Origin of the sequence: Rugosibacter aromaticivorans (assembly GCF_000934545.1) — a bacterium.
In the GTDB taxonomy this organism is placed as follows: Bacteria; Pseudomonadota; Gammaproteobacteria; order Burkholderiales; family Rhodocyclaceae; genus Rugosibacter; species Rugosibacter aromaticivorans.
In genome coordinates, this window is the sequence record NZ_CP010554.1 from 1,434,860 (window position 1) to 1,451,409 (window position 16,550).

Annotated in this window: 22 protein-coding genes and 1 tRNA gene; 14 read left to right on the forward strand and 9 right to left on the reverse strand. The window is 54.1% G+C overall.

Going from position 1 to position 16,550, the window contains the following annotated elements:
- Positions 1–89: 89 nt before the first annotated feature.
- From PG1C_RS07140 to PG1C_RS07180, 9 genes are all read left to right on the forward strand, one after another.
- A complete protein-coding gene (locus tag PG1C_RS07140; protein ID WP_202636970.1) occupies positions 90–686 on the forward strand; it encodes a glutathione S-transferase N-terminal domain-containing protein in 597 nt (198 codons plus the stop codon).
- Between the two features lie 72 nt (positions 687–758).
- Complete coding sequence (locus PG1C_RS07145) at positions 759–1,241, forward strand: ClpXP protease specificity-enhancing factor (RefSeq protein WP_202636813.1); 483 nt, start codon at positions 759–761, stop codon at positions 1,239–1,241.
- A 312-nt stretch (positions 1,242–1,553) separates the two neighbouring features.
- On the forward strand, positions 1,554–2,102 hold the full coding sequence (locus PG1C_RS07150; RefSeq protein ID WP_202636814.1) for an integrase family protein: 549 nt from the start codon (positions 1,554–1,556) through the stop codon (positions 2,100–2,102).
- Positions 2,103–2,157: 55 nt separating this feature from the next.
- On the forward strand, positions 2,158–2,427 hold the full coding sequence (locus PG1C_RS07155; protein WP_202636816.1) for a BrnT family toxin: 270 nt from the start codon (positions 2,158–2,160) through the stop codon (positions 2,425–2,427).
- A complete protein-coding gene (locus tag PG1C_RS07160; RefSeq protein WP_202636818.1) occupies positions 2,411–2,692 on the forward strand; it encodes a BrnA antitoxin family protein in 282 nt (93 codons plus the stop codon). Before PG1C_RS07155 ends, PG1C_RS07160 begins: the two co-directional genes overlap by 17 nt.
- A 150-nt stretch (positions 2,693–2,842) precedes the next feature.
- Positions 2,843–3,115: a hypothetical protein gene (locus PG1C_RS07165; RefSeq protein ID WP_202636820.1), complete on the forward strand. Its 273-nt coding sequence runs from the start codon at positions 2,843–2,845 to the stop codon at positions 3,113–3,115.
- A gap of 64 nt (positions 3,116–3,179) precedes the next feature.
- A complete protein-coding gene (locus tag PG1C_RS07170) occupies positions 3,180–3,557 on the forward strand; it encodes a hypothetical protein (protein ID WP_202636821.1) in 378 nt (125 codons plus the stop codon).
- A gap of 138 nt (positions 3,558–3,695) precedes the next feature.
- Complete coding sequence (locus tag PG1C_RS07175) at positions 3,696–3,920, forward strand: MerR family transcriptional regulator (RefSeq protein ID WP_202636823.1); 225 nt, start codon at positions 3,696–3,698, stop codon at positions 3,918–3,920.
- Complete coding sequence (locus PG1C_RS07180) at positions 3,917–4,624, forward strand: PriCT-2 domain-containing protein (protein ID WP_202636825.1); 708 nt, start codon at positions 3,917–3,919, stop codon at positions 4,622–4,624. Before PG1C_RS07175 ends, PG1C_RS07180 begins: the two co-directional genes overlap by 4 nt.
- A 153-nt stretch (positions 4,625–4,777) precedes the next feature.
- Here the strand turns inward: PG1C_RS07180 and PG1C_RS07185 are convergent.
- Positions 4,778–4,853 (reverse strand) — tRNA-Arg (locus tag PG1C_RS07185).
- A gap of 68 nt (positions 4,854–4,921) precedes the next feature.
- Here PG1C_RS07185 and PG1C_RS07190 point away from each other — a divergent pair.
- From PG1C_RS07190 to PG1C_RS07210, 5 genes are all read left to right on the forward strand, one after another.
- Positions 4,922–6,850, forward strand: coding sequence for an ATP-binding cassette domain-containing protein (locus PG1C_RS07190; protein ID WP_202636827.1), 1,929 nt, complete (start codon positions 4,922–4,924; stop codon positions 6,848–6,850).
- Positions 6,851–6,910: 60 nt separating this feature from the next.
- The gene (locus PG1C_RS07195) at positions 6,911–7,345 is read left to right on the forward strand and encodes a hypothetical protein (RefSeq protein WP_202636828.1); all 435 of its coding nucleotides are present in this window, start codon (positions 6,911–6,913) and stop codon (positions 7,343–7,345) included.
- Positions 7,346–7,351: 6 nt separating this feature from the next.
- Positions 7,352–7,639, forward strand: a complete 288-nt coding sequence (locus PG1C_RS07200; RefSeq protein ID WP_237218322.1) for a GIY-YIG nuclease family protein — start codon at positions 7,352–7,354, stop codon at positions 7,637–7,639.
- The gene (locus tag PG1C_RS07205) at positions 7,636–8,871 is read left to right on the forward strand and encodes a dicarboxylate/amino acid:cation symporter (RefSeq protein WP_202636829.1); all 1,236 of its coding nucleotides are present in this window, start codon (positions 7,636–7,638) and stop codon (positions 8,869–8,871) included. Before PG1C_RS07200 ends, PG1C_RS07205 begins: the two co-directional genes overlap by 4 nt.
- 79 nt (positions 8,872–8,950) lie before the next feature.
- A complete protein-coding gene (locus tag PG1C_RS07210; protein ID WP_202636830.1) occupies positions 8,951–9,844 on the forward strand; it encodes a haloalkane dehalogenase in 894 nt (297 codons plus the stop codon).
- 29 nt (positions 9,845–9,873) lie between these two features.
- Here the strand turns inward: PG1C_RS07210 and gloA are convergent, their stop codons facing one another.
- The 8 genes from gloA to glyQ form a co-directional block, all read right to left on the reverse strand.
- Positions 9,874–10,260 carry a lactoylglutathione lyase gene (gene gloA / locus PG1C_RS07215; RefSeq protein ID WP_202636831.1) on the reverse strand — a complete coding sequence of 129 codons (387 nt, stop codon included), beginning with the start codon at positions 10,258–10,260 and terminating at the stop codon, positions 9,874–9,876.
- A gap of 10 nt (positions 10,261–10,270) precedes the next feature.
- Complete coding sequence (locus PG1C_RS07220) at positions 10,271–11,011, reverse strand: M48 family metallopeptidase (protein ID WP_202636832.1); 741 nt, start codon at positions 11,009–11,011, stop codon at positions 10,271–10,273.
- Entirely contained in the window at positions 11,004–11,543 is a 540-nt protein-coding gene (locus tag PG1C_RS07225) for a SprT family zinc-dependent metalloprotease (RefSeq protein ID WP_202636833.1), read from the reverse strand. The genes PG1C_RS07220 and PG1C_RS07225 overlap by 8 nt, the downstream gene beginning before the upstream one ends.
- Positions 11,515–12,282, reverse strand: coding sequence for a lysophospholipid acyltransferase family protein (locus PG1C_RS07230; protein ID WP_202636834.1), 768 nt, complete (start codon positions 12,280–12,282; stop codon positions 11,515–11,517). The genes PG1C_RS07225 and PG1C_RS07230 overlap by 29 nt, the downstream gene beginning before the upstream one ends.
- A gap of 28 nt (positions 12,283–12,310) precedes the next feature.
- Positions 12,311–12,844, reverse strand: a complete 534-nt coding sequence (gene gmhB / locus PG1C_RS07235) for a D-glycero-beta-D-manno-heptose 1,7-bisphosphate 7-phosphatase (protein ID WP_202636835.1) — start codon at positions 12,842–12,844, stop codon at positions 12,311–12,313.
- Between the two features lie 121 nt (positions 12,845–12,965).
- Positions 12,966–13,316, reverse strand: a complete 351-nt coding sequence (locus PG1C_RS07240; protein WP_202636836.1) for a DUF3147 family protein — start codon at positions 13,314–13,316, stop codon at positions 12,966–12,968.
- A gap of 40 nt (positions 13,317–13,356) precedes the next feature.
- The gene (glyS, locus tag PG1C_RS07245; protein ID WP_202636837.1) at positions 13,357–15,459 is read right to left on the reverse strand and encodes a glycine--tRNA ligase subunit beta; all 2,103 of its coding nucleotides are present in this window, start codon (positions 15,457–15,459) and stop codon (positions 13,357–13,359) included.
- Positions 15,456–16,346: a glycine--tRNA ligase subunit alpha gene (gene glyQ, locus PG1C_RS07250; RefSeq protein WP_202636838.1), complete on the reverse strand. Its 891-nt coding sequence runs from the start codon at positions 16,344–16,346 to the stop codon at positions 15,456–15,458. Before glyQ ends, glyS begins: the two co-directional genes overlap by 4 nt.
- Positions 16,347–16,550 lie beyond the last annotated feature (204 nt).

A 16,550-nucleotide genomic window follows, 5' to 3' on the forward strand; every position in this document is an offset into this window, starting at 1 on the left:
TAATGGCAACTATGGGACATCGAGAAATGAGTGCGCCACCCGTGCGTAAGGTCGTGCGTGATGCAGACTACTCCTGGGGTACTAGCGCGATGATGAATTTGTATTCAGGAACAACCTGTCCTTTTAGTCATCGCTGCCGTATCGTCTTATACGAAAAGCAGATGGATTTTCAGGTGATTGATGTTGATCTCCTGAATAAACCAGAAGAGATAGCGATTATTAATCCCTATAATCATGTGCCTGTGCTGGTAGATCGCGATCTGGTGCTGTATGAATCAAACATCATCAATGAATATATTGATGAGCGTTTCCCGCATCCGCAATTGATGCCGCCGGATCCGCAAACACGTGCCAAGGCTCGTCAACTGTTGTTCACTATGGAACAGGAGCTGTTCAGCCATGTACCTGTGCTGGAAAAAAATCTGAAAACAGCCGATAAATCGCGCCTGCATATTCGCGATAGGCTGATCGATCTATCCGGCATGTTCAACAAACAAAAATATCTCATGGCGGATGAGTTTTCCATGCTCGATGTGGCGATTGCCCCGCTGTTATGGCGTCTGGATCATTACGGTATTGAGCTGCCTAAAACCGCATCGTCATTGATGAAATATGCCGAGCGTATTTTCTCTCGGCAAGGGTTCATCGATGCGTTGACGCCAACAGAAAAAGCGATGCGCCGATAGTCTGCCGTGCGCCTGAATTGCGCGCTGTATTCATCGGTATATTTCTCGATATATCTTTAGGTCAATGGAGTCATGCAATCAACCAAACCGTATCTGATTCGTGCACTGCATGAATGGTGCGTTGATCAGGGCTTTACGCCCTATCTTTCGGTGGTTGTGGATGCAATGACGCGTGCACCGGCGGAATTCATCAAGAATGGTGAAATTGTTTTCAATATCGGGCTGGAAGCCACGAGTCAATTGCAACTTGGCAATCAAGAAATCACGTTTCAAGGGCGTTTTGGCGGCCGGGTTTTCCCGATCGTTGTTCCTGTCGCGCGCGTAGCGGCAATTTATGCGCGCGAGAATAGCGAAGGTATGGCGTTTGAAGTGACAGAATCAGTTCCCGCCGTTTCACCTTCATCTAAATCTTCGTTTGTGCCTGCTGACTCAGCAACCAAGCCGTCGATTCTCTCTACCGTTGAGCGCGAACCAGCGTCTAAGAGTACAGAAAATACAGAAGGCACGACTAGTCCGAGTCCGTCTGGCCGCCCAGCACTCACGCGCATCAAGTAAAACGGGGCGTTGTAACACTGCTGCTGCGATTTTTCAGTCTGGCCAATTGACCAGGCTTGGATATGCGGTGCGATTTTTTTGTTTTAAACCGGTTAAACGGCTGGTGCCCTCGAGCAGAATCGAACAGACGACCTACCGCTTACAAGATGGCAAGAAACAGCATTTCCTTTTGTTGATTGCCATGCCGTAGAAGTAATAAAACAAATAAAAAACAATAAGTTATCAATTCTCTGCCTTTCCTTTGTGTTGATATATATATCGCTGATATGGATATAATTTGCCTACACAGTGCCTACACTGAAAGGCGGCAGCATGCAACGGGAAAACTTCACGGCGGACAGGGTTGCTAAATTTTACTGCGAACCGGGCAAGAAGCAGAGCATTTTTTACGATGCCAAAACGCCCGGCCTTGGTTTGCGTGTGACCGCTGCCGGTGTCAAGTCCTACATATTCGAGACGCGATTACGCGGCAAAACCCTGCGCATGACGATAGGCGACGTGCGCACATGGTCAATAGGCAAGGCGCAAGATGAGGCCGCACGCCTTAAGGTACAGACTGACCAAGGCACAGACAACCAGCACAACAAGGCACTAGCCGCCGCCGCACTTCCTGCGCTGTCCCTGCATGGTTTGCGCCGTTCCTTTGGCACGTTGTCGGAGTGGGTGGAAGTCCCTGCCGGTATCGTGGCGCAGATAATGGGACACAAACCGAGCGCGATTGCCGAAAAGCATTACATCCAGCGGGAACTCGACTTGCTGCACCTGTGGCACGTCAAAATCGAAGCGTGGATATTGGAACAGGCCGGGATTGAGTTTGTACCAGTGCAGGCGGGTTTGCGGGTGGTACATTCCCAACAATGAACGTAACTACAAATAATTATTGACTTCGCTATTAAATATAACTACATTAAACGCCATGCAAATCACTTTCGACGAAGCAAAAGACGCACTGAATAAAAGCAAGCATGGCTTGTCATTGTCCGAAGCCGAAAAGTTGGAATGGGATGACGCATTGATATGGCAGGACACCCGCCGCGATTATGGCGAAGCGCGCATGGTTGCATTGGGCGTAATAGGTGCGAGGCTTTATTGTGTGATTTACGTTGACCGTGAAGATGCGCGAAGAATAATCAGCTTACGAAAAGCAAACTATAAAGAAGGGATTCAATATGCAAATCAAAACTAAATCAGGGCGAATTTTAGAGTTGCCCTCACCCGAAGAGGATGCGCAAATTACCGCCGCTGCGCTTTCCGACCCCGACAATTTACCGCTGACGGATGCGGAGTTAATCCAATTCAAGCGAAGCCGTGGAAGGCCGCTGGGGAGCGGAAAAAAAGAGCAGGTAACACTGCGCCTTGATGCGGAAATTCTGGAGCAGTTCAGGGCTACAGGCAACGGCTGGCAGACCCGCATAAATGATGCGCTGCGGGATTGGGCAAAACATCACTGAATAACGAGTTTTACCCCCGCCTAGTTTTAGCGGACGAAGAGCCGGACACCTTCACCGGCCTGACGGGGGTTTCTTATTTGAAGGTTGCATGGAAAGGTATGCAATGACCAGCGATGCGGAACGAGTAACAAAAAACCGGTTATTTCACCGTTGCAAGTATCAAAATCCCTGCCGCCTATTACGCCGCATCGCGGTGGTGGCTATATTCGAAAGCCAAGCAATAGCGAAAGGCTGCCGCGATGGAATAAATGGCGTTTGATGCCCGAAGTTAAAGAATGGGAAGCCATTGCCCTTTCGCTGAATATCGAGCCGGGGAAAGTTAAAACAGACCGCAACGCATGGATGGGAGCCGCCCATCCTTTCGATGAGGGCGATGAGTTTGACGACCGCCTAACGATACTCAATAAACACTCTTCAAACTGAACACACTTCCCAACGCCCTGCATTCCCAATATGGTTAATTGGTATCAGTGCGAGGTGCGACTAGATGAGTTTGGCATGGTGCGCCCATATTGGCTATGACGTTCCGCCCGAGTTAGCGGCACTGGCCAAGGCTGCACCACAAGCCGCGCCGAAGGTGGAAGCTGCACCCCTAGAGCAAGCCGCACCCGCCGCGAAGGTGGAAAGTGAAAGCGTGGCAAGGACAAAAACAAATAAGAAAAAATGGGGCGATGAAGAGCTGCGCGCATTGTGGGACGATAGCAACATGCCCGGGGTATCACAGATAAGCCTAGCAAAAAAACACGGCGTTACCCGCCAAAGAATCGGCAAGTTGTTAAAAAAGGCTAAGGAAAAATTCAGCGTGAGCCGCGCAATGAGCAACCCGTTTTCACCACAGCCGCGAACAGTCACTTTCGAAAAGTAAGCTTTTGCTGTTGCGTTGCGCTGTTGCATAAGCGCTGCTGAAACCATTGCTACGCCTAGCGCGCCGTTGCGTTGCTGTTGCGCAATAGTTGCACTGCATAAATTGCGAATCATCTTGAACAGGCCGAAGGGCTGAAAGGTGATTCAAAATGCAACCGCTCAAAATCAATTCGTCCCGCTCGAGCAGATAACACGCCCCACGGTTCCCACAGACCAAGCCGCGCACTACCTGAACCGCCGCCCGCAAACCTTGCGCGCATGGTCATCCCTCCAGAATGGCGCACTTCGTCCGCTACGTATCAACGGCCGCCTTGCGTGGCGTGTTGCTGACATTCGCGCATTGCTGGAAGGCGGTGCAAAATGAAAAACCCGAACACGCTGCCAGCTAGATGCCTTGCATTGATGCTGAACGGGCAAAGCTTCACGCATCCCGAGTTTGAACAGATAACAGGAAGCTGGCGATTATCTGCCGTGGTTTTCACACTGAAGGGCTTGGGCTGGCCGGTTGAGTCGTTTGACCTGTCCGCCCCTTCGCCCGAGTGTGCGACCCGAACGATAAGCCGGTATTACCTGCCAGTTAAAGCGATTCAAGCCCACAACTGGAGTGCATCCGCTAGTAATTATGCCGGTGAAAATGACTGCCGCACTGTTTGGAAATCGTTTGACGATTCTGGAGCCGTGACACCTGCGACACTTTACGGGATGGCATTCGCACAAAGCTGGAAAGACCTGCGTAAATCACGCACCAAGGGGTTAAACCTTCTATTGCCAAGCATTCGCCAAGCCCTACAAAGCCCGTTAAACAAGCCGTGGGAGCACCCGCTGCTGATATGTAGGCTCGCTGTCTGCCTGCGACAGGCGACCATCCTTACATCATCTCCAAGCGCGGGCAACCAGACGGGCTGCGAAAAGTCGGCGCTGGTGATACGGCGACCATTGCCGGATTATCCGTTTCGGGTTGTCTGGTGGTTCCGTGTTATGCGTCCGATGGACCGCTCACGGGACGCACTGGAGGAAATGCGCTGGCTGCGTGACTATCTGCGCGGCTGCAATGAAGTGACAGACTGACGCCGAATTTATCATGCCGAACACACTCTGCCATGTGCGGGGTTTGTCGTTTCTGGTGGCCGTGCATTGACCGGAAAAACCTACACCAGGCCTACATGGTGAAATATCGATAGACGAAAGAAATGCATAAATCGCATAACTCATTGTTATTATTGGCGCCCTCGAGCAGAATCGAACTGCTGACCTACCGCTTAGGAGGCGGTCGCTCTATCCACTGAGCTACGAGGGCGCGCCGCGAATTCTAACCGCTCGCCTATAATTCCACACCCATTCACTTCACGCTTAAAACTAATTCTCATGCCTTTACTTACCATTGATCGTGCTTGCCTTGCGTATGGCCATGTGGCCCTGCTGGATCGGGCTGCGATGCAGCTTGATCCCGGCGAGCGGGTGGGGTTGATTGGCCGTAATGGGACGGGCAAATCCAGCTTGCTCAAGGCATTGGCTGATTTGGGTTCGCTCGATGACGGGCTCCTCTGGCGCCAACCAGGCTTAAGTATTGCCTATGTGGCGCAAGAACCAGAGTTTGCTGATGAGGCGAGCGTGTTTGCAGCGGTTGCTTCAGGGCTTGGAGGCATCGCCGCAGTAGTCGCTGAATATCATCAGGTGATACAAAAAGTCGGCGCTGGTGATACGGCGGCAATGGATCGTATGCAGGATTTACAAACCGCGTTGGAGTCTGCCGATGGTTGGCGCTTGAGTTCGCGTGTTGAACAAGCGGTGTCCCGATTAGGTCTGGATGGCGAGGCACGTGTTGCGGCGCTTTCTGGCGGCGGCAAAAAACGCGTGGCCCTGGCGCGTGCGCTGGTTGCCGAGCCTGATCTGCTACTGCTGGATGAGCCGACCAATCATCTCGATGTTGAAGGTATTTTGTGGCTTGAAGAGCTGCTCAGAGCCTACCCGGGCGCAGTGATGTTTGTCACCCATGACCGGGCGTTTCTTGAGAGTGTCGTGACACGCATCATCGAGCTGGATCGTGGCAATCTGGTAAGTTTCCCTGGTAGCTTTGCAGCATATCAGCAACGCAAAGAGCTGCTGCTGCATGAAGAATCCCTCGCCAATGCGCGGGCAGATAAACTCCTGGCGCAAGAAGAAGTATGGATACGCAAAGGGGTTGAAGCTCGCCGCACGCGAAGCGTTGGCCGCATTCATCGTCTTGAGCAGTTGCGCAGTGATCGGGCAAGCCGTCGATCGCAGCAGGGTAAGGTAGATTTTCAACTAGTCCGTGGGGACGAATCTGGCAAGTTAGTTGCCGAACTTGATCGGGTTTCCAAGCGGTTTGGCGAGCGCATTGTGGTGAATGACTTTTCCTGCCGTATTCAGCGAGGGGACAAGATTGGTCTGATTGGTCCCAATGGCGCAGGTAAAACCACGCTGCTGCGCTTGCTGTTGGGCGAAATCGAGGCTGATGTGGGACATGTGCGCATGGGTAGCCGTGTTGAGGTGGCTTATTTTGACCAGTTTCGTACGCAGCTTGATCCAGAAGCCGCGTTAGTGGATGTGATCAGCCCCGGTTCAGATTATGTCGAAATCGGACAGACAAAAAAACATGTCATTAGCTATCTGGAAGACTTTTTGTTCGCGTCCGCACGTGCGCGCTCACCGGTTAAATCACTCTCAGGTGGCGAGCGTAATCGCCTGCTGCTAGCGAGGCTTTTCGCCCGGCCAGCCAATGTGCTGGTGCTGGATGAGCCTACTAACGATCTGGACATTGAAACGCTGGAATTACTCGAAGCGCTTTTACAGGATTACGCCGGAACGGTTTTTCTGGTGAGCCACGACCGCGCCTTTTTGGATAATGTGGTCACGCAAACCATTGCCAGTGAAGGGCAGGGGGCCTGGAAAGAATACATCGGGGGCTATAGCGATTGGCTGCAACAGCGTCCATCGGCAGGCGGCTCCAACGGCTCCTCAACGAGCGCGGCACCAGTGAAAAAAAACAGTGCTGGCAAAGTGTCAACTGCGAACCCTAGTGCACAAGCCGCAGAGCCTGCTGCAGAACGAAAAAAAACGAGTTTCAAGACGCAGCGATCGATTGATCAATTACTCGCGCAAGTGGCGGCGCTGGAGTCTCGGCAAACCATATTGCATACGCAAATAGCCGAGCCGAATTTTTATCAGCAGGCTGCTGACAAGCAAAAAAGAATGCATCAAGCATTAGCTGAAATAGAAGCCGCAATCGCCACTGCCTTGGCGCAATGGGAAGCGCTCGAAGAAAAAATATAATTGTGCGTAATAATTGACGCCGCTGATAAACGCATTTATTGAATAGAGACCCATCAATCTATGAACCTATTAACCCACATTGTTGCTGCCGAAGAAGATGAAGTGGTCGCGATTGGCGAATCATTGCGACCGACTGACGAATGGAGTGGCATTGAGCGGCGTGGCATTGATACCGCCAAGATCGTCATGCTGCATACCTTGCTGACCAACGACGATTTTGATTTAGCGTGTGCCCTTTATGAGCCGCTGTATATCGGCAGTGAGGGTGCTGTGGTGTTAAAACTTGCCAATTCAGTCACAGAAAAGCTGGCCATGCTGGATGAAGAGGCGCTAGCGCAGGTGGCAGAAGAGCTGGCCGCGACAGCTGAATTTGAAATGGAAGGATGGCCAGAGGACGACATTCAATCCATGATCATGGACTTGGCGGATCTGGCACAGCTGGCCTCAGCCCAAGAACAGGCACTGTTTGTCTGGATGCATCCCTTGTTTACCTGATGCATCGTGCTTGCCCGCCGGGATTGGTTTGTTTATTTGATTGAATGCACCGACGGCAGCATTTACACCGGCATTGCGGTAGATGTGCACGCCCGATTTAATGCCCATTGCGCAGGCAAAGGGGCCCGCTACACGCGAGCACATCCGCCGTTGCGCGTCCTGGCTAGCGCAGCGCATCCTGATCGCTCAGCTGCTTTGCAAGAAGAATATCGCATCAAGCAACTCACTCCGGCGGCTAAACGAGCCTATGCTGATATGCTCAACAAAATGGTTCCTTCCCAAGAGCCCGCATGAAACGGCCATCACTCAATAGCTTGATACTCATCGGCGCTATTGCTGGCATTTTGCTGGGGCTGGCGTTTGCATCTTTAGGGAAAGAATCGCTCCTAACGCAACAAGGTGTTTATGTGGCAGGGCTCATCGGCACGCTATTTGTCGATCTGCTCAAGATGATCGTGATTCCCCTCGTATTCACTTCCATCGCCGTTGGGGTTGCCAATCTGCGGCAGCACCAGCAAATGCACCAAGTGTGGACGCGCACGTTAGGCTTCTTCATATTTTCCATGGCCTTGGCTATCGGTGTGGGTTTAACGGCGAGTAATCTGTTTCGCCCTGGGCAGGGGTTGCACCTCGATATGTTTGCGCATGCGTTTTCAGGGACACCAATCAAAACGGGTTCTGCTGGCGAATTCTTCGCTCAATTTCTACATGCGCTGTTTATGAACCCTGTCACGGCCATGGCGCAAGGCGAAGTATTGGCAGTGGTTATATTCGCGCTTGTCTTGGGCGTCGCGTTAGTGAAAGGCGGCGATCGTTTTTCGCGTATGCATGGCTTTCTCGAGGAAATTCTCGGCATCATGCTGATGCTGGTCGGCTGGATCATGCGCCTGGCACCCCTTGGCATCATGGCCTTGCTGGCTAAGCTGATGGCAACTCAAGATGCTGCCATGCTGAGCATTCTGGTCAAATTTATCGCCGTGGTGATTGGCACCCTCTTGTTGCATGGCGTCGTGCTTCTGCCACTCATTCTGTATCTGGTGACCAGCATGACGCCGCTGCATTTCTGGCGCGGCGCGCGCGAGGCGCTGGTGACGGCCTTTGCCACCAGTTCCAGCTCGGCAACGCTGCCCGTCACGCTGCGTTGCGTTGAGCAACACCTGCATGTCAAACCCGATATTGCCGGTTTTGTTGTCCCTCTGGGTGCCACCATGAATATGGATGGCACAGCGCTTTATGAGGCGGCCGCTGCGCTGTTCATTGCCAATCTTGCCGGAATAGATCTGAACTTAACTCAGCAACTGATCGTCTTTGTCACCGCCATGATCGCCGCCATTGGCGCACCGGGCATTCCCTCTGCAGGCATGGTGACCATGGTGATGGTGCTGCAATCCGTCGGTTTGCCTGCAGAAGCCATCGCCATTTTATTGCCCATAGATCGCCTGCTGGATACCTTCCGCACCGCAGTGAATGTCGAAGGTGATATGGTGGGCAGCCTGGTTGTGCAGAAGTGGGTGGGGGAAAAATGAAACAAACTCTCGCCTCAATAGATTGATACTGTTATTATTTAATCGATACGCTTTGACATTTAAATAGAAGGTAATTGCCATGACGCAACAATCAAAGTCCATTTCAGCAGACTTTCCGTTCGCGCCTCATGACATAAAGATTTTCGGTTCGCATATGAACTATGTCGATGTCGGCCGCGGTGATCCAATTGTATTTCTGCATGGCAATCCCACCTCATCCTATCTGTGGCGCAACATCATTCCTTATCTTGAGCCGTATGCGCGCTGTATCGCGCCGGATCTGATCGGTTTTGGAAAATCGGATAAACCAGCACTCGAATATCGCGTGTTTGACCATGTCAGATATCTGGATGAATTTTTCGATGCGCTGGGTTTGAAAAAATTCACGCTGGTCATTCATGACTGGGGTTCGGCGCTTGGTTTTAATTATGCGCGACGATTTCCTGAGCGCATCAAAGCAATTGCCTTCATGGAAGCCATGATTGCCCCGATGCCGGCGATAGACATGTTTCCACCAGCGATTGCTGAGGCCTTTCGCGGCTTTCGCACGCCTGGCGTGGGTTGGCGGATGATTGCTGAAGAGAATCAGTTTATCGAAGGAGTACTTCCCAGTACAATCTTAAGGAAGCTCACGGCAGTTGAAATGGATCACTATCGTGCGCCGTTTCCTACCGTCGAATCCAGACGCCCCATCGCACAGTTTCCTAAAGAGCTTTCATTTGCAGGCGAGCCTGCTGATGTGACGTGGATGATCAAAAAATATAACGCATGGCTATGTACTGCGCAGCATCCAAAATTATTGCTGCATGCCAGGCCCGGTGTGTTGATTCGCCCGCAAGAAGTTACCTGGTGTCAGGAAAATTTGACTGCGCTGGAAACGGTCGATCTCGGCGAAGGTTTGCACTACCTGCAAGAAGATCATCCACACGAGATTGGCACGGCAATCGCCAGTTGGTATCGGCGTTTGTTGTAATCTTTTTATCTTTAAACGGCGGATAGCCCTCAGCCTTTCTTTTCAATCAGCTCGATTTTGTAGCCATCGGGGTCTTCAACAAACGCAATCACGGTGCTGCCGCCTTTCATGGGTCCGGCTTCTCGGGTGATGTTGCCGCCACGCTGACGAATGGTTTCACAGGTGGCGGCGGCGTCTGGCACGGCAATGGCAATGTGGCCGTAGCCGGTGCCGAGTTCGTAGTGATCAACGCCCCAGTTGTAGGTGAGCTCGATCACCGCACCGTTTTCTTCATCCTCGAAGCCGACGAAGGCGAGGGTGAATTTGCCAGCGGGATAGTCAGCACGGCGCAGCAAACGCATGCCCAGAATATCCATGTAAAAGTGCAATGATCGATCAAGATCGCCCACACGCAACATGGTGTGCAAAATTCTCATGGCATTCCTTTCATAAGATGGGGAGAGAGGCGGCGCAGGTTTTGAGTTCGTTACGTGCGGTTTTCCAGTCAGGGTAGAGGGTGCCCACGATACGCCAAAAATGTACGCTGTGATTCATCTCGAGCAAATGCGCTACCTCGTGCGCAACGACATAATCACCGAGATGCGGCGCGAGGTGAATCAGCCGCCAATTGATACGGATGCCGCTGTTGCGGCTGCAACTGCCCCACCGTGTGCGGGCAGCGGAAAGGCCCAGCGGGGGCGGGGCGAGATGGATCTGCGCGGTGTAATGCGCCAGCCGTCCGCTAAAGTGAATCAGTGCCTGCGCTTTTAAGGCGCGGGTGGCAAGTCCGCCGAGATTAGCGTCGGGGCGGGCTTCTAGCACCAGTGTTTGGGCTATCCAGCGGAACCGGTTGGCGCCAGGAATAACGCGCACTTCAATGTCTTGGCCAAGCAGGGGGAGCGGGGCGCCATCTTTGATGTTGATATGGCGTGGGCGACAGACGCGCGCGAGTTCATCCAGTTTTTGCAGCACCCATGCGCCGTGGTCCAGCACGAAATGATCGATATCTGCCAGCCGCATGCGGGTGGGCGCAGATAAGCGCAGGCCACGCTCGTCGATGGTCATGCTTAAGCGACGCGCGCCGGTTTTGATGCGGAAATCGACGATGCGTCCGGAGATCACCACCTGCCGCGTCTTAGGCACTGGCGCGGGTTGCGGCAGACGAAAAAGTTTGAGTTGTTCAAGCATGCAAGGAAAACAACGAGTGGCTTGACTGGTCGCGTGAAAAATAGCGCCGCAGTGCCTGGTCAAGCGCGGCGTCAATCACTTCTGGCGGTTGCTCAATCAGGCGCCAGTGGCAGCGCAAGAGGGTGAAAAACTCGGTGGTGACAGATTCGGTCGGCACATTGAGCAACTCAACCCAATCGCCCCGAGCGGCAAAAGAGAGCGCTAAACGTGGTGGCTGCCGGGTTGGTTGCCCGGGTTGTTGCCGCATTACCAGCGCCGACTTTTCGGTGATGCACTGTGCAAGGTAGCGGGTAGCGTCTTTGCGCAGCCAGGCTTCAGCGCTATCTTGAATCTGCCGTGGCGTGGCGCGTGGTGGCAGGGGTAAATACAAGGCATCACCTTGGCGCCAAGTTTGGGCATGCTCGCGGCTGAGCGTTAAGCGCAGCGATTGGCCCAGCCAGCGAATGGATGCGCCCTCATGCCAGCGCACTGCTGCATCAGGGATTGCGGTGTCCAGTCGCAGATCAAGTTGGGGGTTGCGGACGGATCTCATTTTTTGTATCGGTATCGCGATAAAGATGCGGGCTGATGTGGCGCATTTCGCCTTCAATCCAGGTTTCGGCACGGACCAGAATTTCGGATGCGGTGAGACCTGCCGGATCAATAGCCGGGCCGATGCTGACGGTTGCCATGCCGCTCTTTTTAAACAATGCATTACGGCCCCAGAATTCGCCCGAGTTAAGTGCGACCGGTACGACGGGTGCCCCCGTAGCGGTCGCAAGAAAAGCCCCGCCCCCCTTGTAGCGGTTTTTTTGCCCGGGCGGTGCGCGTGTGCCTTCGGGAAATATGATGACCGTGTAGCCGTCATCCAGCCGCTCACGGCCTTGATCGACCAGGCGCTTAATCGCTTCCTTGCCGGCGTTGCGGTCAATCTGGATCATTGGGGTCAGCGCCAGCGCCCAGCCGAAGAAAGGCAGATTCCTGATCTCCTTCCTCCAGACGAACACCGCATCCTTGAAAACTTCCTGCAGGATCAATGTCTCCCAAACGGACTGATGTTTGGCAAACACCACGGCAGATCGCGGTGGGATATTTTCTACGCCGATCAGGCGATAAGGTATGCCCAATACATGTTTAACCAGCCAGATCGCAAAGCGCACCCAGGGCATGGCCAACCGATGGCGCCAGCGCAAGGAGAGCGGTAGGCTGACCAAAATAAACAGCAGCGTAAATGGCGGGGTAATTATGATCAGAATGACCATGAACAGCAAAGAGCGAAGAAATGAAACCATGAGGTCAGCGATGGGGTAAGCGTTGTGGTCAGGCGAGCAGGTGGGCGACAGCTGCTGCGAGGTCAGGAAAAGTGAGTGTGCCAGCAGGCAGCGCCGGGTCGCTGGCGGTTTTTTGACCTTTGCCAGTGAGCACCAGGATCGGTTGCGCGCCGATGGCGACAGCGGCTTCCAGGTCACGCAGCGCATCGCCTATGGCGGGTACGCCGGTTAAGTCAGTATTAAAGCGTTTGGCAATTTCCTGCAGCATGCCCGGTTTGGGTTTGCGGCAAGCGCAATTGTCTGCGCTGGTATGCGGGCAAAAAAAGATGGCATCAATACGTCCGCCGACTTGGGTGAGGGCTTTGTGCATTTTTTCGTGGATGGCGTTTAGCGTATCCATCTCGAACAAGCCACGACCGATGCCCGATTGATTCGTGGCCACAACCACGCGATAACCCGACTGATTCAGCCGGGCGATGGCAGCCAAGCTGCCGGGAATGGGTTTCCATTCGTCAGGCGATTTGATGAACTGGGCGGAATCAACATTGATCACACCGTCGCGGTCGAGAATAATCAGCTTCATATCAATACAAGTTTATGTTTTATGGCAGCAGCAGAAGGCTTGGAAAACGGCCCTCTGTCCCGGCTATTCAACAGGTTTAACACGCTTACTCGCGTCGATGGTGTTTGTCGCGCGGTGGGCACTACAGCAGCTCAATGCCCAAGCGGCGCACGGCAAGCGCAAACAGACCAAAACAGACGACCGTGATAACGAGGCTGGCGAGCAGCGTCAGCCAGAACCCTAGGCGTGGCAACAGCACCGGAAAGGCGAGGAACATGGGCAGCGTCGGCACGACATACCAAAACGTATACCAGGCGTGATTAGCCACTTTGGATTCGGGCTGATTTTCAATGTGTAGCCAGACAAGCGCCAAAATAGTCACCAGCGGCAACGCGGCGACCAAGCCGCCGAGCTTGTCGCTGCGCTTGGCGAGTTCGGACACCAGCACGACGACTGCGGCGGTGGCGAGATATTTGGTGATGATCCAGGCCATGATTTTTCCAGACTTAATGAAGAAGGCGCTGGGCGGGCGTTCAGCTCGACAACCGCGAAATATCGGCAACGCGGTTCATCAGCCCGGCAAGACGCGCCAAGAGCGCCAAGCGGTTGGTGCGAATGGCGGCGTCATCCGCATTGACCATCACGCCCTCGAAGAAAGCATCGACAGCCTCGCGCAAGCCTGCCAGCGTTTTCAGCGCAGCGGTATAGTCGCTGCGGGCCAACTGCGCTTCGATGTCAGGGGCGAGTTTTTCGACGTCGCTAAACAAGTTTTTCTCGGCTGCTTCCTGCAACAACGCCGGATTGACGATGGTGTCGGTGTGTTTGACATGCTCGGCAGATTTTTTCAGGATGTTGACGATACGCTTGTTGGCTGCTGCCAGCGCGGCCGCCTCGGGAAGGGTGGCAAAGGCTTTGACAGCGGCAAGCCGTAGCGGTACTTCGTCGATGCGCATGGGGTTTTGCGCGAGCACGGCGTCAACCGCATTCGGTTCGTGTCCGGCGTCGCGCAATAAGTTGCGTAGCCGCTCACGGAAAAAGTCTTGAGTCCGTTCCTGGATGGCGCTGGTGAGTCGGTAATCACCCGTGAGCAACGCAGGCGCAAAGCCTTTAGTGGCATCATCGATCAGGTCGCCAATCGAGAGCGGCAGCGGGGTTTCCATCAGGATGCGCAACACGCCCAGCGCGGCACGACGCAAGCCGAAGGGATCTTTGTCGCCGGTGGGAATCTGGCCAATACCGAAGAAGCCGATTAGCGCATCCATTTTGTCGGCCAGAGCAACGGCGCAAGCCACGGGGCCGTGCGGCAGCGCATCGCCATTGAAGCGTGGGTGGTAATGTTCTTCAATGGCGGCGGCGACGACAGCAGGTTCGCCATCGGCCAGCGCATAATAGCGTCCCATAATGCCTTGCAACTCGGGAAATTCGCCGACCATGTCGGTGACCAGATCGGCCTTGGCCAAGAGTGCGGCGCGCTCAGTCAGCGTTGCATCGGCGCCGAGCCGGTGGGCAATCCGCGCCGCCAGCTTGACCAGCCGGTCGACGCGCTCGCCCTGAGTACCGAGCTTGTTGTGATAAACCACGCTGGCCAGTTTGCCGATGCGGGCGGAGAGCGGCGTTTTCTTGTCGGTCTCAAAAAAGAACTTGGCATCCGCCAGCCGTGGCCGCACCACGCGGGCATTCCCCGTGATGATGTGCGACGGGTCAGCGACCTGCATATTACTGACGACGAGAAAGCGATTGGTCAGATTGTTTCCTTCCATCAACGGAAAGTATTTCTGGTTCGCCTTCATGGTCAGAATCAGGCATTCCTGCGGCACGGCGAGGAATTCGGATTCAAATCCGGCTTCATACACGGCGGGGTATTCGACCAGCCCGGTGACCTCATTGAGCAGGGCGTCATCCTTGAGCCAGGTGCGGTTGCCTGCTACAGCAGCTACGGCATCAAGTTGCGCGCAGATCATGTCGCGGCGTTTGTCGAACGCGGCGATCACATGGCCTTTTTGTTCCAGCGTGGCGGCGTAATCGTCGGCATTGCCGAGCATGATTTCGCCGCTGCTCATGAAACGGTGGCCGAGTGTGACGTGGCGACTTTGCAAACCAAGCACCTCACCTGCAATCAGCCGCGTGCCATGCAGCAGCACCAGCCCATGCACGGGACGCACGAACTGCACTTCGCTCGTGCCCCAGCGCATCAGCTTGGCGACGGGCAGTTTTTTCAGCGCGGCTTCGATCATGGCGGACAGCACGGTGTCGATGCGCTCCCCCGGTTTATGGAGGCGGAGGGCGAAGTACGCGGCCTTGCCATCGCTCACCTTTTCAAGCTGTGAAAATTCAACCCCCGCGCTACGCATGAAGCCTTCCAGCGCCTTGGTCGGCGTACCATCAGCAGCGAGACCTACGGCAACCGCCGGGCCTTTTTTTTCGATCGTGTGATCAGGCTGGGTTTCCAGGCAATCGGGAAATTGCAATGCCAGACGGCGCGGTGTGGCATACCAGCGGCCGACGTTTTCTGCTTGGATGTAACCCGCTTCCGCCAGAGCTTTTTGCATCTGGTCAAAGAAGGCAAGACCAAGTTTTGCCAGCGATTTAGGAGGCAGCTCTTCGGTGAGGAGCTCGATCAATAGCGTGGCTTTCATGGCGCAACCCCGTTCAACATGGGGAATCCCAAGCGCTCGCGCGAGTTGTAATAGGCTTGCGCGACTTCACGCGCCAGCGTGCGCACACGGCCGATGTAGGCGGCACGCTCAGTCACCGAAATAGCGCCGCGCGCATCCAGCAAGTTGAAACTGTGCGAGGCTTTCATGACCATTTCGAAACCCGGTAAAGGCAAATTGAGAGCGATCAGCCGTTTGGCTTCCGACTCGAATTTGCCAAACTGCGCAAACAGCCAATCGACATCTGAATGTTCAAAGTTGTAAGTCGACTGCTCAACTTCGTTCTGGTGATACACGTCGCCATACGTCACGCCGGACGCCCAGACCAGGTCGTAGACATTTTCCACGCCTTGCAGATACATCGCCAGGCGCTCGATGCCATAAGTGATTTCGCCCAGCACCGGCCGGCAAACCAGCGAGCCGACTTCCTGGAAATAGGTAAATTGCGTGACCTCCATGCCATCCAGCCAGACTTCCCAGCCCAGCCCCCAGGCGCCCAGCGTTGGCGATTCCCAGTCGTCTTCAACAAAGCGAATGTCATGCTCGGAAGTGTTGATGCCCAAATGGCGCAGGCTATCGAGATAGAGTTCCTGAATGTCCGGCGGATTGGGTTTGAGCACGACTTGATACTGGTAGTAGTGTTGCAGCCGGTTGGGATTCTCGCCATAACGGCCATCTTTCGGCCGCCGCGAAGGCTGCACATAGGCGGCGCGCCAAGGCTCGGGGCCGAGCGCACGCAGGAAAGTTGCGGTATGAAACGTACCTGCGCCAACTTCAATATCGTAAGGCTGGAGCAACACGCAGCCTTGTTTGTTCCAGTAGTCCTGCAAGCGCAGGATAACTTCCTGGAATGTGGGTTTTTGCTTCATGGGGGCATTCCGAAATGCGATAAAGAGGGCAATTTTACAGTGCTTTGCGTAGCTACAGAAGCGGACAGATCATGAACTTGCAGCACATGTCAAATGCGAATTGACAAGCGATTTCGATGAGGTTAGCCTGAAACGGTTCCCACGCTTCAGTACTGGTGAATGTTTATGCCTTGCGCCAGTGCAAGCCGGAATAACCGCAAGCCA

What these genes read in the sequence shown, in the direction of transcription:
- PG1C_RS07140 (WP_202636970.1), top strand. Translation starts at nt 90, where the DNA reads ATGATGAATTTGTATTCAGGAACAACCTGTCCTTTTAGTCATCGCTGC.
- PG1C_RS07145 (WP_202636813.1), top strand. Translation starts at nt 759, where the DNA reads ATGCAATCAACCAAACCGTATCTGATTCGTGCACTGCATGAATGGTGC.
- PG1C_RS07150 (WP_202636814.1), top strand. Translation starts at nt 1,554, where the DNA reads ATGCAACGGGAAAACTTCACGGCGGACAGGGTTGCTAAATTTTACTGC.
- PG1C_RS07155 (WP_202636816.1), top strand. Translation starts at nt 2,158, where the DNA reads ATGCAAATCACTTTCGACGAAGCAAAAGACGCACTGAATAAAAGCAAG.
- PG1C_RS07160 (WP_202636818.1), top strand. Translation starts at nt 2,411, where the DNA reads ATGCAAATCAAAACTAAATCAGGGCGAATTTTAGAGTTGCCCTCACCC.
- PG1C_RS07170 (WP_202636821.1), top strand. Translation starts at nt 3,180, where the DNA reads ATGAGTTTGGCATGGTGCGCCCATATTGGCTATGACGTTCCGCCCGAG.
- PG1C_RS07180 (WP_202636825.1), top strand. Translation starts at nt 3,917, where the DNA reads ATGAAAAACCCGAACACGCTGCCAGCTAGATGCCTTGCATTGATGCTG.
- PG1C_RS07190 (WP_202636827.1), top strand. Translation starts at nt 4,922, where the DNA reads ATGCCTTTACTTACCATTGATCGTGCTTGCCTTGCGTATGGCCATGTG.
- PG1C_RS07195 (WP_202636828.1), top strand. Translation starts at nt 6,911, where the DNA reads ATGAACCTATTAACCCACATTGTTGCTGCCGAAGAAGATGAAGTGGTC.
- PG1C_RS07205 (WP_202636829.1), top strand. Translation starts at nt 7,636, where the DNA reads ATGAAACGGCCATCACTCAATAGCTTGATACTCATCGGCGCTATTGCT.
- PG1C_RS07210 (WP_202636830.1), top strand. Translation starts at nt 8,951, where the DNA reads ATGACGCAACAATCAAAGTCCATTTCAGCAGACTTTCCGTTCGCGCCT.
- gloA (WP_202636831.1), bottom strand. Translation starts at nt 10,260, where the DNA reads ATGAGAATTTTGCACACCATGTTGCGTGTGGGCGATCTTGATCGATCA.
- PG1C_RS07220 (WP_202636832.1), bottom strand. Translation starts at nt 11,011, where the DNA reads ATGCTTGAACAACTCAAACTTTTTCGTCTGCCGCAACCCGCGCCAGTG.
- PG1C_RS07225 (WP_202636833.1), bottom strand. Translation starts at nt 11,543, where the DNA reads ATGAGATCCGTCCGCAACCCCCAACTTGATCTGCGACTGGACACCGCA.
- PG1C_RS07230 (WP_202636834.1), bottom strand. Translation starts at nt 12,282, where the DNA reads ATGGTTTCATTTCTTCGCTCTTTGCTGTTCATGGTCATTCTGATCATA.
- gmhB (WP_202636835.1), bottom strand. Translation starts at nt 12,844, where the DNA reads ATGAAGCTGATTATTCTCGACCGCGACGGTGTGATCAATGTTGATTCC.
- PG1C_RS07240 (WP_202636836.1), bottom strand. Translation starts at nt 13,316, where the DNA reads ATGGCCTGGATCATCACCAAATATCTCGCCACCGCCGCAGTCGTCGTG.
- glyS (WP_202636837.1), bottom strand. Translation starts at nt 15,459, where the DNA reads ATGAAAGCCACGCTATTGATCGAGCTCCTCACCGAAGAGCTGCCTCCT.
- glyQ (WP_202636838.1), bottom strand. Translation starts at nt 16,346, where the DNA reads ATGAAGCAAAAACCCACATTCCAGGAAGTTATCCTGCGCTTGCAGGAC.